The organism is Streptomyces sp. CBMA291 (genome assembly GCF_014596525.1).
Lineage (GTDB): Bacteria > Actinomycetota > Actinomycetes > Streptomycetales > Streptomycetaceae > Streptomyces.
This window is the reverse complement of record NZ_MSJP01000034.1, coordinates 95,344-109,881: the sequence shown is the minus strand read 5'-3', so window position 1 is coordinate 109,881 and position 14,538 is coordinate 95,344. Positions and strand designations below refer to the sequence as shown.

At 72.8% G+C, this 14,538-nt stretch carries 12 protein-coding genes; 8 read left to right on the top strand and 4 right to left on the bottom strand.

Annotated features, from left to right (window positions below):
• The first annotated feature begins 68 nt into the window (after positions 1–68).
• Positions 69–791, top strand: coding sequence for a DUF981 domain-containing protein (locus BU197_RS10160; protein WP_188267924.1), 723 nt, complete (start codon positions 69–71; stop codon positions 789–791).
• 175 nt (positions 792–966) lie between these two features.
• Complete coding sequence (locus BU197_RS10155) at positions 967–2,364, top strand: NADP-dependent succinic semialdehyde dehydrogenase (RefSeq protein ID WP_188267923.1); 1,398 nt, start codon at positions 967–969, stop codon at positions 2,362–2,364.
• 217 nt (positions 2,365–2,581) lie between these two features.
• Here the strand turns inward: BU197_RS10155 and BU197_RS10150 are convergent, their stop codons facing one another.
• The 3 genes from BU197_RS10150 to BU197_RS10140 all read right to left on the bottom strand — a co-directional run bounded on the left by BU197_RS10150 (position 2,582) and on the right by BU197_RS10140 (position 6,939).
• A complete protein-coding gene (locus tag BU197_RS10150) occupies positions 2,582–3,613 on the bottom strand; it encodes a PHP domain-containing protein (RefSeq protein ID WP_188267922.1) in 1,032 nt (343 codons plus the stop codon).
• Between the two features lie 34 nt (positions 3,614–3,647).
• A complete protein-coding gene (locus BU197_RS10145) occupies positions 3,648–5,732 on the bottom strand; it encodes a SpoIIE family protein phosphatase (protein WP_188267921.1) in 2,085 nt (694 codons plus the stop codon).
• Positions 5,733–6,066: 334 nt separating this feature from the next.
• A complete protein-coding gene (locus BU197_RS10140) occupies positions 6,067–6,939 on the bottom strand; it encodes a siderophore-interacting protein (protein ID WP_188267920.1) in 873 nt (290 codons plus the stop codon).
• Positions 6,940–7,237: 298 nt separating this feature from the next.
• Here BU197_RS10140 and BU197_RS10135 point away from each other — a divergent pair, with 298 nt between their 5' ends.
• The 4 genes from BU197_RS10135 (at position 7,238) to BU197_RS10120 (ending at position 12,008) form a co-directional block, all read left to right on the top strand.
• Positions 7,238–7,438 carry a hypothetical protein gene (locus BU197_RS10135; protein ID WP_188267919.1) on the top strand — a complete coding sequence of 67 codons (201 nt, stop codon included), beginning with the start codon at positions 7,238–7,240 and terminating at the stop codon, positions 7,436–7,438.
• 377 nt (positions 7,439–7,815) lie between these two features.
• Complete coding sequence (locus tag BU197_RS10130; protein ID WP_188267918.1) at positions 7,816–9,447, top strand: amidase; 1,632 nt, start codon at positions 7,816–7,818, stop codon at positions 9,445–9,447.
• A gap of 240 nt (positions 9,448–9,687) precedes the next feature.
• Entirely contained in the window at positions 9,688–10,878 is a 1,191-nt protein-coding gene (locus BU197_RS10125; protein ID WP_188267917.1) for an acyl-CoA dehydrogenase family protein, read from the top strand.
• 284 nt (positions 10,879–11,162) lie between these two features.
• Positions 11,163–12,008, top strand: coding sequence for a serine protease (locus tag BU197_RS10120; protein ID WP_188267916.1), 846 nt, complete (start codon positions 11,163–11,165; stop codon positions 12,006–12,008).
• Positions 12,009–12,134: 126 nt separating this feature from the next.
• Here the strand turns inward: BU197_RS10120 and BU197_RS10115 are convergent, their stop codons facing one another.
• Positions 12,135–12,848 (bottom strand): helix-turn-helix domain-containing protein, encoded by a 714-nt coding sequence (locus tag BU197_RS10115; protein WP_188267915.1) that lies wholly within the window; start codon positions 12,846–12,848, stop codon positions 12,135–12,137.
• A 280-nt stretch (positions 12,849–13,128) separates the two neighbouring features.
• Between BU197_RS10115 and BU197_RS10110 the strand changes: the two genes are divergently transcribed.
• Both BU197_RS10110 and BU197_RS10105 read left to right on the top strand, forming a co-directional pair.
• On the top strand, positions 13,129–13,275 hold the full coding sequence (locus BU197_RS10110) for a hypothetical protein (RefSeq protein WP_188267914.1): 147 nt from the start codon (positions 13,129–13,131) through the stop codon (positions 13,273–13,275).
• Positions 13,276–13,279: 4 nt separating this feature from the next.
• Positions 13,280–14,512, top strand: a complete 1,233-nt coding sequence (locus tag BU197_RS10105) for a cupin domain-containing protein (protein ID WP_188267913.1) — start codon at positions 13,280–13,282, stop codon at positions 14,510–14,512.
• Positions 14,513–14,538 lie beyond the last annotated feature (26 nt).

Below are 14,538 nucleotides of genomic sequence, written 5' to 3'. Positions count from 1 at the left end.
GGGACCACCGGGGTGAAGTCGGCGGGCGCGCGGTTTCGGGACGGACGGTGACGGTCCATGCCTGATCCATGACACCGTACGCGCTGCCGCTCGCCGCATCCGGTCTGAAGATCGACTGGACCCGGATGCCGACGTACAACACGATCATGTCCGTGGCCGCGGGCGCCGGGCTGCTCCTCGTGGTGGCCCTCGGCCACAAGCTCCTCGGCGAGCGACGCGACATCACCCCGGACGGCTGGGCGCTGGCCTTCGGCGCCCTCGGGTTCACCCTCGTCACCACCGGACTGCACATGACCCTGACCTGGCCGCTGGCCGGGCAGGGCTTCCCGTTCGACAACGTCATCTTCGGCGAACCCGCCCTGGCCTTCGGCGTCTTCCTGCTCGCCGCCTCCCTCTACCTCTGGAAACGCGGCGCTGACCTCCTCGCCCAGGACCCGGTGGACCGGACCGTCCGGGTCGCCCTGCCGATCTCGGTGTACGTCTTCGGCATGGGCCTGGCCTGCTTCGGGATCGCCGCCGCCGGCTGGAAGTACACCCTGTTCGCCGCGCCGCCCGAGGAGCCCATCTCCGGGGAGTTCGCAGACTGGCCGTGGCTTGAGGCCAGCTTCATGTCCGGGCTCTACGTCCTCGTCGGCATCGGGGCGGTGCTCTTCCCCTTCGCGCTGCGCAGGCCGAGGACCTGGACGAGCAAGGTCGTCGGGGTCGTCTGGGCCCTCGCCGGGATCGCCTTCCTGCTCTTCGGCGGACTGAACTACTTCACCCACATCGGTCTCATCGTCAACACCATGTAACCGCGCAGGACCCCGCCCCCGAGCCGCACGGGACCCGTCTTGAAGGCCGTACAGGACCCGCCCCGGATGCCGTACGGGCGGGCCCGCGGCTCACCCCGGCGCCCCGCCCCTGTTGCGCCGCGCCCCGCTTCACGGAAGGTTACGGAGAGGGGGAGATGGCACGAGGAGGCAGGTCATGGGCATCGCCAGCGTGAACCCCGCGACCGGCGAGACACTGCGCACCTACGAGGCCCACGGGCCCGACGAGGTCGAGCGGCGGATCGCCGCCGCCCATCGGGCGTACCGCCACTACCGCACCACCCCCTTCGCCGAACGCGCCCGGCTCCTGCGCGCCGCCGCCGCCCTGCTCGACGAGGACAACGGGGACATCGCCCGCACGATGACCGTCGAGATGGGCAAACCGATCGCCGCCGCCCGCGCGGAGGCGGCCAAGTGCGCCAAGACCATGCGCTGGTACGCCCGGCACGCGGAGGAACTCCTCGCCGACGAGCACCCCGCCGAGAGCGACGTCCGGGACTCCGGCGCGGAAACGGCCCGCGTCCACTACCGGCCCCTCGGCCCGATCCTCGCCGTCATGCCGTGGAACTTCCCGCTCTGGCAGGTCGTCCGCTTCGCCGCGCCCGCGCTCATGGCGGGCAACACCTGTCTGCTCAAGCACGCCTCCAACGTGCCGAGGACCGCGCTCTACCTCGGCGACCTCTTCCGCCGCGCCGGGTATCCCGAAGGCTGCTTCCAGCCCCTCCTGATCGGCTCCCGCGAGGTCGAGGGAGTGCTGCGGGACCCGCGGATCGTCGCCGCCACCCTCACCGGCAGCGAGCCCGCGGGGCGCGCCGTCGCCGCCGTCGCGGGCGACGAGGTGAAGAAGACCGTCCTGGAACTCGGCGGCAGCGACCCGTTCGTCGTCATGCCCTCCGCCGACATCGTCGGCGCGGTCAAGACCGCCGTCACCGCGCGCGTGCAGAACAACGGGCAGTCCTGCATCGCCGCCAAGCGGTTCATCGTCCACCAGGACGTCTACGACGACTTCTCCGAGCGCTTCACCGCCGCCATGAACGCGCTGTCCGTCGGCGACCCCCTCGACGAGTCCACCGACATCGGCCCCCTCGCCACCCAACAGGGCAGGGCCGATCTGGAGGCGCTCGTCGACGACGCCGTGAGCCTGGGGGCCACCGTCCTGTGCGGCGGGCGCCGCCCCGAGGAACCGGAGCTGCGCGCCGGCTGGTACTACCGGCCCACCGTCCTCACCGGCATCACCCCCGGCATGCGCATCCACCGGGAGGAGGCCTTCGGACCGGTCGCCACGGTCTACCCGGTGAGCGACATCGAGGAGGCCGTCGCCGTCGCCAACGACTCGCCGTTCGGCCTCAGCTCCAATGTGTGGACCCGCTCCCAGGAGGAGGTCGCCCTCTTCGTCCGCGACCTGGAGGCGGGCGGCGTCTTCGTCAACGGGATGACCGCCTCGCACCCCGCGCTCCCCTTCGGCGGGATCAAACGCTCCGGATACGGCCGGGAACTCGCCGCCCACGGCATCCGTGAGTTCTGCAACGCGACCACGGTCTGGCAGCGCACCTGACCCACCGGCCGACGTTCCCGGACCCGACCCGACCCGACCCGACCCGACCCGACCCGACCCGACCCGCGTGCCTGGTCCGCACGGCCCGCTTGGTTCGCGCAGCCCGGCCGGTCCCCCCCCGGCCGACCGCTCCGCCCGATCCACCCGGCCCGTCCTGTCCACACGGCCCACCCGGTCCGTCCGGTGGGCCCCCTCCGTCCGGTCCGGGAGGCGGGCCCTACCCCCGTGTCCACTCCCGCAACCGCTCCACCTCCCATGTGTTGATCACCCGCTCCTCCGGGACCCCGCACTCCTCCGCCCTCGCGCAGCCCAGGATCTGCCAGGCCAGCTGGCCCGGCGCGTGCGCGTCCGTGTCCACGGCGAAGTACGTCCCCGCCGCCACGGCGAGCCGCAGCAGCCTGCGCGGCGGATCGAGCCGTTCCGGACGGCTGTTGATCTCCACCGCCGTGCCCGCCTCGGCACACGCGGCGAACACCCGCTCCGCGTCGAACTCCGACTCGGGCCGCAGGCGTCCGCCCGCCACCAGCCGTCCCGTGCAGTGCCCGAGGACGTCCAGCAGCGGATCGCGTACCGCCCGTTCCAGTCGGCGGGTCATCGCCCCCGCCTCCATCCGCAGCTTCGAATGGACCGAACCCACCACCAGATCCAGCCGGTCCAGCAGCTCGGGCTCCTGGTCGAGCGAACCGTCCTCCAGGATGTCCACCTCGATCCCGGTCAGCAGCCGGAACGGCGCCCACTCCTCGTTGAGCCGCGCCACCACCTCCAGCTGCTCCCGCAGCCGCTCGGGCGAGAGACCGCGCGCCACCGTGAGCCGGGGCGAATGATCCGTGAGCACCGCCCACGCGTGGCCCAGCTCCGCTGCGGCACGGCCCATGTCCTCGATCGAGGCCCCGCCGTCCGACCAGTCCGAGTGCAGATGGCAGTCACCGCGCAGCGCCGCCCGCAGGGCCTCGCCCTTGCCGTCCGAAAGGCCGGTGCCCGTACCCAGCGAGTCCTCAAGCTCGGCCTCCAGGTCGGCCAGATACTCCGGGACCCGGCCGTCGAGGGCCTCCCGTACCACCGCCGCCGTCTTCGGCCCCAGTCCCTTCAGCCCCTCCAGGGTGCCCGCCGCCGCGCGTCGCTCCGCCTCGCCCGGCGGCAGCGCGTCGAGCGCGGCGGCGGCCGTCCGGAAGGCCCGTACCCGGTACACCGGCGCACGGGCCCCCTCCAGCAGGTACGCGATGCGTCGCAGGGCTGCCACCGGATCCACGGCCCACCTCCTCGGTCACCGCCCGCGGGCGTCCTCAGACCCCGTCCGCGGGAACGTCGCCCGGCACGGGCGCCGGGCCGATCTCACACCACACCGCCTTGCCCTCGCCGCGCGGCTCGACCCCCCATCGCGAGGCCAACGCGTCGAGCAGCAGCAGCCCCCGCCCCGACGTCGCCGCCTCGCCCGGGGTACGCCGACGGGGCCAGGCACTCGACCGGTCCTGCACCGAGAGACGTACCCGCCGCACCGGCTCGGGCAGCACCTCCAGGGTCAGCACCGCGCCGCCCTCCGTGTGCAGCAGCACATTGACGAGGAGTTCGCCGGTCAGCAGCTCGGCGTCGTCGGACAGCTCCGGCATGCCCCAGTCCCGCAACGCCTGGCCGACCGCCGCCCGCGCGTCGGAGAGGCCCTGCGGATCGGCCTGGTGGATGTACTGGTGGATCCGGGGCGCCCGATGCGTACCCGGGTCCGGGCTCCGCCGCAGTACCAGCAGAGCCACGTCGTCACCCGAGCCCCAGCGCTCCCACAGCCGCTCCGACAGGTGGTCGGCGAGCGCCTCCGCCTGCGGCGGTCCGCTGCTCACCGCCTCCGAAAGCGCGGCGAGACCGGTCGCGATGTCAGCGCCGGGCTGTTCGACGAGCCCGTCCGTGCACAGGACGAGCGTCTCCCCGGGCACCAGGTCGAGCCGGGTCTCCGGGAACTCCTCGTCGCCGAAGACGGTCGCGAGCCCCAGCGGCAGCCCGCCCCGCAGCTTGGGCTGCCCGACCCGGCCGTCGGTGTGCCGGATCAGCGGTCCCAGGTGCCCGGCCCGTACCGCGCGCAGGGTCCCTCCTGCCAGGTCCACCTGCGCGTACGTACAGGTCGCGAAACGGTTGGTGTCCAGATCGGCGAGGAAACGGGAGGCACGCGCCAGGACCGTCGAAGGGGCGTGTCCCTCGCCCGCGTACGCGCGCAGGGCGATCCGGAGCTGTCCCATGATGGCGGCGGCGTGCGTGTCGTGCCCCTGGACGTCGCCCACGACGATTCCGATCCGGCCGCGCGGCAGCGCGATCACGTCGTACCAGTCGCCGCCGACCTGCCGCCCGCTCCAGGCGGCGTGGTAGCGGACCGCGATCTCGCCGCCGGTGATCTCCGGGATGCGGCGCGGCAGCATCGTCTCCTGGAGCCCGGTCGCCAGCTCCCGTTCCTCGTCGAAGAGGATGGCCCGCTGGAGGGACTGGGCGATGATCGCCGAGAGACCGAGGGCGAGATTGCGCTCATCGGGGTTGAAGGGCGTGCGCCCCCGGTAGAACAGCGCCATCCCGCCGAGCGACCGTGCCTGCGCCACCAGAGGCAGATAGCAGGCGGACCGGAACTCCAGCCGCTCCAGATACGGTGCGAGGCGGGGGAAGTCCCGGGCGAGCGCGGGGAACGAGGACACGAACCGGGGCCGTCCGCTCAGGACCGCCTCCGCCAGCGGCAGGTCCCGGTCGATGCGGCGGACCCGCAGGTCGTCGAAGACGTCGAGGGAGTCGCCGCTGAGGGCGATGATGTTGAGCGAGCCGTTCTCCACGAGGCCGAGGGCCAGACCGTCCGCGCCGAGCCGGGCGAGCCCCCCGGGGCCCGTCAGGGCGGCCGTCACGTCGTCCACGGTGACCGCCCGCGACAGCGCGTTCGTCGTCCGCTCGACGATGCTCGTCTGCACCTCGCGCTGCTTCTCCAGCTCCTGCACGAAGGCGAACCGGGTGACCTCGGCGGTGGTGTCCCTTACGAACCCGACGATCCGCCGGGCCCGTCCGTCCGCCGAGCGCAGGATGCGCGCCTGGATATGCGTCCAGTGGACGGAACCGTCGCCCTGCGGAAGGGGGAAGTGCGCGGTGAACGCGACCTTCCCGCCGGTGACCGCGCGGCGCACGATCTGCTCAAGCCGGATCCGCTCGGCGGGGTCGAGCCGGGCGACGAGCGACACCGGACGCCCGTCGTAGGCGTCCGGGGCCAGCCCGAAGACCAGCAGCCCCGACTCGTCGACGTCGACGGTGCCCCGGTCGAGATCCCAGTCGAAGCTGCCGGTCCGGTTCATGGCGAGCCATTCGGCGGGCCCGATCTCGCCGCTGCGCGTACGCCGGTCTTCCTCGGTCATCCTCCCCATTGTCGAACCCGCACCCCGCCGACGCCATGGCGGTCGCACGGCGTGGCGCGGGTTGATCGGCCCGCCCGGCGCCCGGACGGCACCCGGGCGCCGCGAAACCCACCAGGGCGCCCCACCCCGGGAGGCGGAACGCGCCCGGCGCCCGGACGGCGAGCCCGCGCGCCGGCCGAGCCGGGCCGAGCCGAGGCGGGCCGATCAGGAGCGCGCCGGGACCCCGGCGGTACGCCCGTGTGGTCACGAGCGGGGCGGGGCGCTCGCTCTCGGGGCCGTCGCACTTCCGGTACGCCCTCCGGGCGACCCGCCGGGGCCGTGAACCGGGCCCGGTTCAGCCGTTCGCAAGCCGTTCCCGGGCCTCCGCGAGGTCCTCGGGGGTCGGCGCGTCGTCCTGGCTGAGCCGGTGACGCCAGTACCCGGAGAAGTGCACCGCCCGCCGGTCGACGCCCCGCTCCGCCACGAGGTGCCGCCGCAGCGCCCGGACGGCCGACGCCTCGCCCGCGAGCCAGGCGTACGGGTGCCCGTCCGGCAGCGCGTCGGCCCGCAGGGCGTCGACCGGCGAGGCGCCGGGGGCCAGGGTGCGTACGGTCAGATCGGCGGGTGTCGGCAGCGGCTGCCGTTCGGCCTCGTCCGGGAGCTGGAGGTAGGCGACCGCCCGCCGTCCGGGCGGCAGGGCGGCCACGACGGTGGCGAGCGCGGGCAGGGCGCAGGCGTCGGCGTACAGGAGGACCCAGTCGCCCGAGGCGGTGTCGACGGGCGTCGCGAAGGCGGCCGAGGGGCCGAACATCCCGAGGGCGTCCCCGGGCCGGGCGGCCCGCGCCCACCGGGTGGCGGGTCCTTCCGCGTCGGCGCCCGCGCCGTCCGGTGCGCCGTGCAGGAAGAAGTCGATGTCGACGGTCCCGGACACGGGGTCGTGGGCGCGCAGGGTGTAACTCCGCATCCAGGGGCGCAGTGGTTCGGGGAGCGCGGCGAAGGCCGCGTACCAGCGCATGACGTCCCCGTCGGCACCGGGATCGGGCAGCACCGGCTCGGATTGGCCGGGCCGGGGAAAGAACAGCTTGACCTGCTGGTCGGGCCCGGTGAGCGCGAAGCCTTCGAGGTCGGGGCCGCCGAGGGTGATGCGGCGGGTACGCGGGGTGAGGGCGTGGACGGCGGTCACCCGCAGGCGCCGCAGGGGGAGGGAAGAGGGACGGGACGGGGACACGGAGGCTCCTCGGGTACGGGGTGGGGGAGAGCGCGGGCCCTCCCGGTGCGCCCTCACTCTCCTCGCACCCGTCGGCCCGCCGTCGACATCGCGTCGACACGGAGGGCCCACGAGAGCCAGGCTCCGGACGTGGTGCGGGTGGCTCAGGGGGAGTCCGGCTCCGGAGGTGGGGCCGGGGGCTCAGGGGGAGTCCGGCTCGGACGTGGGGCCGGGGGCTCGGAGGGAGTCCGGCCCCGGATGCGGTGCGGGTGGCCGGACACGAGAATGGCGGGAGCCGGAAGAACACGTAGGAGGCGGCATGAACGCTGAGCCCGACAAGACGTCCCCGGGGGACCGCCCGACCCCCGACCGGCTGCTGCACGCCGGGTCGGAGGGCGAGTTCACGGCCGAGGACCTGGTCCTCGCCTCCGGACGCGATGTGAATCCGAAGAACCTGGCCTGGGCGGAACGGCTCATGGCGGAGAAGGGACGCGCCTCCCTTGAGGAGCTGCTGCCCTAGACACACCCCGGACCCGCCCAGGACATGGCCGAAAAGCAGCGCCGGCTGCCCGCCCGATGACGAGGCGGGCAGCCGACCGGGGGTTCGGCGGGGGGCTTTCGTATGAATGGGTGATGGACTCGGTGATCCGAGGCCGTTCCGGGCGTCGGCATGGGTCGTACCGGATGCCGGTGTACGGGGAGGGCGCGCGGCCCGGGTGATCACGGGCGAGGTGTCGGTCCCGTCAGGCCAGGGCGGCTACCCGTCGACGGCACGGACGAAGACGCACGCATCCGCCCCCGTACCAGCGTCGGCCACCTGCGCGGACGCCTCATGTACCACAGAGGGACGCAGAAGTCCCTTGTGCCAGGCGGCTCTTCTACAGTGGGGTGTCCCCCATGAAGAAGAGAAGCCTCGCGATACTGACCGCGGCCCTGGCCATGACCCCCCTTCTGACGGCGGGTGTGCCGGGACAGCGTGCGGTGGCCGCCGACTTCGCCGCCCAGGGTTCCCCGTCCCTCGCCGAGTCCACGCTCCTGCACGGCGTGGACCTGGAGACGGCGACGATCCCCGAACTACAGACGCGCATGAAGCGCGGCTCCCTGACCTCGTCGGCCCTGACCCAGGCGTACCTCCGACGGATCGAGAAGATCGACCCGAAGATCGACGCGGTCCTGCGCACCAGCCCCACGGCCCTGCGCGAGGCGGCCGCCAGCGACGTCCGGCACCGCCTGGGCAGGACCCGGGGACCGCTCGACGGAATCCCGGTCCTCCTGAAGGACAACGTCGACACCCACGACATGCCGACGACGGCGGGTTCGCTGGCGCTCGCCGGACGCCCGCCCGCCAAGGACGCGGAGCTGGTGCGCAGGCTGCGCGCGGCGGGCGCGGTGATCCTCGGCAAGACCAACCTGTCCGAGTGGGCCAACTTCCGTGCGGCGAAGCCCACATCGGGCTGGTCGGCGGTGGGCGGTCAGACCCGCAACCCGTACGTCCTCGACCGCAACCCGTGCGGCTCGTCCTCCGGTTCGGCCGCCGCGCTCGCCTCGACCCTCGCGCAGGTCGCGATCGGCACCGAGACGGACGGCTCCATCGTCTGTCCGGCCGGGATGACCGGGGTCGTCGGCCACAAGCCCAGCCTCGGCCTGGTCAGTCAGTCCGGCGTCGTCCCGATCTCCGCCGAGCAGGACACAGCCGGTCCCATGGCGCGCAACGTCGTCGACACCGCCCTCGCCTTCTCGGTCCTCAGCGGCCAGGACGTCTCGGGCGTCGCGGGCACCACCGGAACGGGCACGGCGGGAACGGGAGCCACCGGCACCGCCACCGGCCACGGCGGACTGCGCGGCAAGCGGATCGGTCTGTGGCGGCTGCCCTCGCTCGGCGCCGACGTGGACGCCCTGATGACCAGTACCGCGGCCCGGCTGCGGGCCGCCGGAGCCCAGGTCGTCGAGGTGACTCCGCCGTACCAGGACCGGCTGGCCGAGCTGGAGTTCCCGGCGCTGCTCACCGAGTTCCACCGGGACATCGACGCCTATCTGGCCACCCGCAAGGGGCCCCGGGACCTCGCCGGGCTGATCGAGTTCAACCGGCGGACCCCGGCCGAGCGGACCTGCTTCGAGGGACAGGAACTGTTCGAGATGTCCCTGGCCGCGCCGCCGACGACGGACCCGGGGTACCGGTCCGCGCGGGCCGAGCTGAAGAACCTGTCCCGGCGTTCCATCGACGAGACCATGGCCGCCTACCGGCTTGACGCCATCGCCTCCCCGGCCAACCCGCCCGCCTGGACGACCGACTGCGCGCGCGGCGACAACGACGTGATCCCGTCCTCCACCCCGGCTGCGGTCGCCGGATACCCCTCGCTCTCCGTGCCCGCCGGGTTCGTCGGCGAACTCCCGGTCGGACTGCTCCTGATGGCGGGCGACCGGCAGGACGCCGGACTGCTCTCGCTGGGGGCCGCGGTGGAGCAGCGTCTGAAGGCCTGGCGCACGCCGGGCTACCTGCCCATGGTGTCCCCCGGCACCCACGGCTGAGCAGGCTGTACGCGGGGGGAGGCGATCCGGCCACCCCGCGCTGAGGAGGCCCCGGCGCGGCACGCCCCGCACCGGGGCCTCCGGCCGTTCCGGGGGCCTGCGTCGACCGGGCCCCCTCCCGGGGCTTTCCGGCCGCCTCCGTCCCGGCTCTTCCTCCCGCATGGAACACGTTCTACCGTGTCCGCCGTCGCGCGTCGTACCGCACGGAGGGCGCCGCGGGACCGTATCCCGGGAGGCTCCATGCACCTCGCGTACACGCCCGCCCAGAACAGCCTGCGCGCCGAACTGCGGGCCTACTTCGCCGAGCTGGTCCCGGACGACGTCCACGCCCGGTACGCGGACCCGGCCGCGCAGAAGCGCTTCTACCGGGCGACCGTACGGCGGCTCGGCGCGGACGGCAGGCTCGGCGTGGGCTGGCCGACCGAGTACGGCGGGAGCGGGCTCACCCCGGTGGAGCAGTTCATTTTTTTCGACGAGGCGGCGCAGGCGGGCGTACCGCTCCCGCTGATGGCTCTGAACACGGTCGGCCCCACGCTCATGCGCTTCGGCACCGAGGCGCAGAAGGCGTACTTCCTGCCACGCATCCTCGCGGGCGAGATCGACTTCGCCATCGGCTACAGCGAGCCGGACGCGGGCACCGACCTGGCCGCCCTGAAGACCCGCGCGGTCCGGGAGGGTGACGTGACGTCCGGGACGTACAGGGTCGACGGGCAGAAGATCTGGACCACGAACGGCGACACCGCCGACTGGGTGTGGCTCGCGGTGCGCACCGATCCGGAAGCCGCGCCGCACCAGGGGATCACGATGCTCCTGGTCCCGACGAGCGATCCCGGCTACTCCTGCACGATCATCGACACCCTCGCCTCGCACGACACGACCGCGAGCCACTACGACGACGTGCGGGTCCCCGCCTCGCACCGGGTCGGCGAGGAGAACAAGGGCTGGCGCCTGATCACCAATCAGCTCAACCACGAGCGGGTCACCCTGGCCGCGCACGGCACGATGGCGATCCGCGCGCTCCACGACGTGCAACGCTGGGCCGCCGCGACACCGCTCGCCGACGGCCGACGGGTGATCGACCTCCCCTGGGTCCGGCGCACCCTGGCCCGCACCCATGCCCGGCTCGACGCGATGAAGCTCCTCAACTGGCGGATGGTGAGCGCCGTCCAGGACGCCACGCTCACCCCGCAGGACGCGTCGGCGGTCAAGGTCTACGGCTCCGAGGCGCGCCGCGACGCCTACGCGGCCCTGATGGAGGTCGTGGCGGCGGCGGGCGCCCTCAAGGAGGGCTCGGCGGGCGCGGTGCTCCACGGCGAGCTGGAGCGCGGCTACCGTTCGGCGGTCGTCTTCACCTTCGGCGGCGGCAACAACGAGATCCAGCGGGAGATCATCTCCTGGATCGGCCTGGGCATGCCCAGGGTCCGCCGCTAGGCCGTGCCTCTCGTGTCCCTCGCCCGCCTTGCATCCTCGCGCCTCTCGCACCCCTCATGTCTCTCGCACCCCTGGGGCCTCTCGGATCCCGGCGGGCGCGCGGGCCCCCCGGGTGTCCGAGGTCGTACGCCCTCCCGCCGGCCGCATCCGCCCCGGGTGCCTCCCCGGTGCCGTACGCCCTCTTGCCAGCCGCGCACGAGGTTTCGACAATGTGCATGACAAAAAGAACTTCCGTCGCACCGTCATCGGGCATCGGACATCGGACATCGGAGGGGACCCCCCACATGAAGAAGCCTCTCATCGGCACCCTGCTCGCCCTGACCCTCGCCGGAGCGGCCGCCGCTCCGGCCATGGCGTCCGCACCTCGGGACGAGGCGCCCAAGGCCGTGGCGCCCACCGCCGTCGACTTCGCGGGAACGGTCGCGCTCAGCAACTGCTCCGGCTCCCTCGTACGCACCCCCGCCTCGCTGCCGACCGACCCCGCGCTCGTGCTCTCCAACGGGCACTGCCTGGAGTCCGGCATGCCGGGAGCCGGACAGGTCGTCAAGGACCAGGCGTCCAGCCGCACCTTCTCGCTGCTCAACTCGACCGCGACCAAGGTCGGCACGCTCCAGGCCAACCGGATCCTGTACGCCACGATGACCGACACCGACATATCGGTCTACCGGCTCACCAAGACGTACCAGCAGATCCAGACCCAGTACGGGATCGGCGCGCTCACCCTCGACACCGTCCGCCCGGCCCAGGGAGCGTCGATCAAGGTGGTCTCCGGGTACTGGAAGAGCACCTACAGCTGCAACGTCGACGGGTTCGCCTACCGGCTCAAGGAAGACGCCTGGACCTGGAAGGACTCGGTCCGCTACACCTCGTCCTGCAACACCATCGGCGGCACCTCCGGCTCCCCGGTGATCGACACGACCACCGGCAAGGTCGTCGCCGTCAACAACACGGGGAACGAGAGCGGCGGCACCTGCACCCTGAACAACCCCTGCGAGGTCGACCAGAACGGCGCCGTCACGGTCCGCCAGGGCATCAACTACGCCCAGCAGACCTACATCATCGTCCCGTGCGTCGGCCCCGGAAACGTGATCGACCTCAACCGCGCGGGCTGCACGCTGCCGAAGCCGTAACCCCCACGCGCCTTCCGTGCGGCCGGGACTCCGGAGACGGGTCCCGGCCGCTTCTCCGTGCCCGGAACCGGCCCGGGAGAGCCGTCGGCCCGGGAACGGCCGATCGGGGCGCGCTCCGAAACGGTCTCAGTCCGTGGACCCCGGGTGAAACGAATCGGCCAACGGGCGCTCGGGGGACGGCATCTCGCGCGGTCGCGGGATGACCGTGCAGTGGCGGGAGATAGTTGACGGGGGCATGGCGAAGAGCCGGGGCGGTGGCGGGTTCCCCGCCACTCCCTCGCCGCCCCTTCCGCCGTGCTCCGCCCCGTCCCCCTCCCCGTTCCGCTTCCCGTCCGGATCCGTCCGCGCCCCGTCCGGCTCCTCCAGACCGCCGAGCACGCTGCCGAGCCGGTCCAGGACCTCCCGCGCCGCCGCGATCAGCCCGCCGAGGTTCCCCCGGCCCCCCGGCGCGGGCCCCGCGGCGGACGGGACCGCCGGCGAGCCCGACGCCAGCAGCCGGTTGCGCACGAGGACCCGGTGGACGGTGGAACGCGAGGGCGGGGCGGTCACGCCGAGGTCCTCAAGGGCGGCGCACAGGCGCCCCGCGCCCCAGTCGGGATGCCGTTCCCGCAGCGAGCAGATCAGCGCCTCCACGGAGGGGTCGATCCGCGCGGGGCTCCGATGGGGACGCCGTGACCGGTCCCGCAGACCGCCCTCGCCGTGGGCTGCGTAGCGCTGCCGCCAGACGTACAGCGTCTGGCGCGAGACGCCGTGCCGCCGGGCGACCTCGCCGACCGGCCGCCCGGCGAGCACCTCCCGTACGGCCCGGTGGCGCTCTGCCGCACTCGCGTGACGGATCACCGTTATCCCCTCCTCCTGCCGCCCCCCGGGCACCTCGTGCCCACTCCGGTATAGACCTCGCCACGTTTCAGCGATGTCTCCGCCGAGCCCCGCCGGACGTCAGGAATGTCGTGGAACTCCTGACACGAATGCACCGAAGAATGGACGCGAACAGCCCCGTACCACAATTGGACAGCCCTTCAGACGGCGTTGACACCACTCCTCGGCGCTGACGAGGATCTACCCCGCTCCGCACAGAAGTACGGAGTTCCTGAAGCACCTGGAAGCAACGGGAGAGAACATGGAAGAGCGCAATTCGCTGCGGCCCGAGGAAATCGAGGTCTCGCAGTCCCCGATCGCGACGCCCGATTTCGTGATCTCGGACAACGACCCGACCGACCCGGTCATCGTCATCGCCGACAACGACCCGTCGGACCCGGTGATCTGACCGCATGGCCGTGACCCACGGCGGGTGGAAGGCTGCGCCCCTGGCGGCGCAGCCTTCGCTCGGCCTCGGCAGCCTTCTGTCCCCCGTCACCCCAGCCGAGTTCAAGAACACGTACTGGGAACGAAAACCGCTCGTCGTCCACCGGGAGAACCCGGACCACTATGCGGCCTCGCTCAGTTTTCACGATGTCGACCACATTCTCTCCACCTCCAGTGTGCGTTCCTCGGAGCTGAAGGTCGTCGTGAACGGGCAGGAGATTCCGCTCGTGGAAATGGCGGCCTCGGGGCCGGGCGGACCGAGCAATGGCCTCGAAGTCCTCTACGACCTCTACCGGCGCGGCTCGACCGTCGTCTTCAAGTTCCTGCACGAACGCTGGGAACCGCTCGGCCGACTCTGCCGCACACTGTCCGGCGAGTTCAGCGCCGGATTCCAGGCGAACGCCTATCTCACCCCGGCCGGAGCCCAGGGACTCACCAGTCACTACGACACCCACGACGTCTTCGTGCTCCAGGTGTGGGGGTCGAAGCACTGGCGGCTCTACGAGTCCCCCGACACCCTGCCGCTCGCGAACCAGCCGTACCGCAGACCCAAGGAAGGCCCCGGCGCACCGGTCCGCGAGTTCGACCTGCGGCCCGGCGATCTGATGTACATGCCGCGCGGCACCGTGCACGACGCCACCTCCAACGACGAGGCCTCGCTGCACATCACGCTCGGCGTCCTGCCGGTGCTCTGGTCGACCGTACTGAAGGACGCCCTGGACCGGGCGATCGCGGACGACCCGCGCTACCGGGGCGCGCTGCCGCCCGGCTTCGCGCTCGACCCGGAGCTGCGGACCGAGGCCGCCGCCACCCTGGCGGAACTCCTCGCCTCCGTGGCCGCCACCGCGAACCCGGCGGACCTGGTCGAACGGGCCGCGAGCCGCGCCCTGGTCGGCCGCCGCCCGGTCCTGGACGGGCACCTGCTCGACCTGGAGGCGCTGCGCACCCTCGGCCCCGACACCCGGATCCGGCGCCGCTCCGAGCTGCTGTGGTCGCTCACCCCGCAGGACTCCGGGCTCCACCTGGAGTTCCACGGCAAGGTGGTGCGGCTGCCCGCCCGGATCGAGACGGAGCTGCGGTACGTGCTCGATGCCCGGGGCCCGTTCACGGCGCGGGACGTGACCGGCCGGCTCGACGTCGAGGGCCGACTCGTCCTGGTCCGCAGACTGCTCCAGGAAGGACTGCTCACCCTCGCGTGAGCGGCCCTCGGCCGCATCGAGGGCCG

Bases quoted from the DNA above. Each gene is read 5' to 3' on its own strand.
- BU197_RS10160 (WP_188267924.1), top strand. From the start codon at position 69: ATGACACCGTACGCGCTGCCGCTCGCCGCATCCGGTCTGAAGATCGAC.
- BU197_RS10155 (WP_188267923.1), top strand. From the start codon at position 967: ATGGGCATCGCCAGCGTGAACCCCGCGACCGGCGAGACACTGCGCACC.
- BU197_RS10145 (WP_188267921.1), bottom strand. From the start codon at position 5,732: ATGACCGAGGAAGACCGGCGTACGCGCAGCGGCGAGATCGGGCCCGCC.
- BU197_RS10135 (WP_188267919.1), top strand. From the start codon at position 7,238: ATGAACGCTGAGCCCGACAAGACGTCCCCGGGGGACCGCCCGACCCCC.
- BU197_RS10130 (WP_188267918.1), top strand. From the start codon at position 7,816: ATGAAGAAGAGAAGCCTCGCGATACTGACCGCGGCCCTGGCCATGACC.
- BU197_RS10125 (WP_188267917.1), top strand. From the start codon at position 9,688: ATGCACCTCGCGTACACGCCCGCCCAGAACAGCCTGCGCGCCGAACTG.
- BU197_RS10120 (WP_188267916.1), top strand. From the start codon at position 11,163: ATGAAGAAGCCTCTCATCGGCACCCTGCTCGCCCTGACCCTCGCCGGA.
- BU197_RS10110 (WP_188267914.1), top strand. From the start codon at position 13,129: ATGGAAGAGCGCAATTCGCTGCGGCCCGAGGAAATCGAGGTCTCGCAG.
- BU197_RS10105 (WP_188267913.1), top strand. From the start codon at position 13,280: ATGGCCGTGACCCACGGCGGGTGGAAGGCTGCGCCCCTGGCGGCGCAG.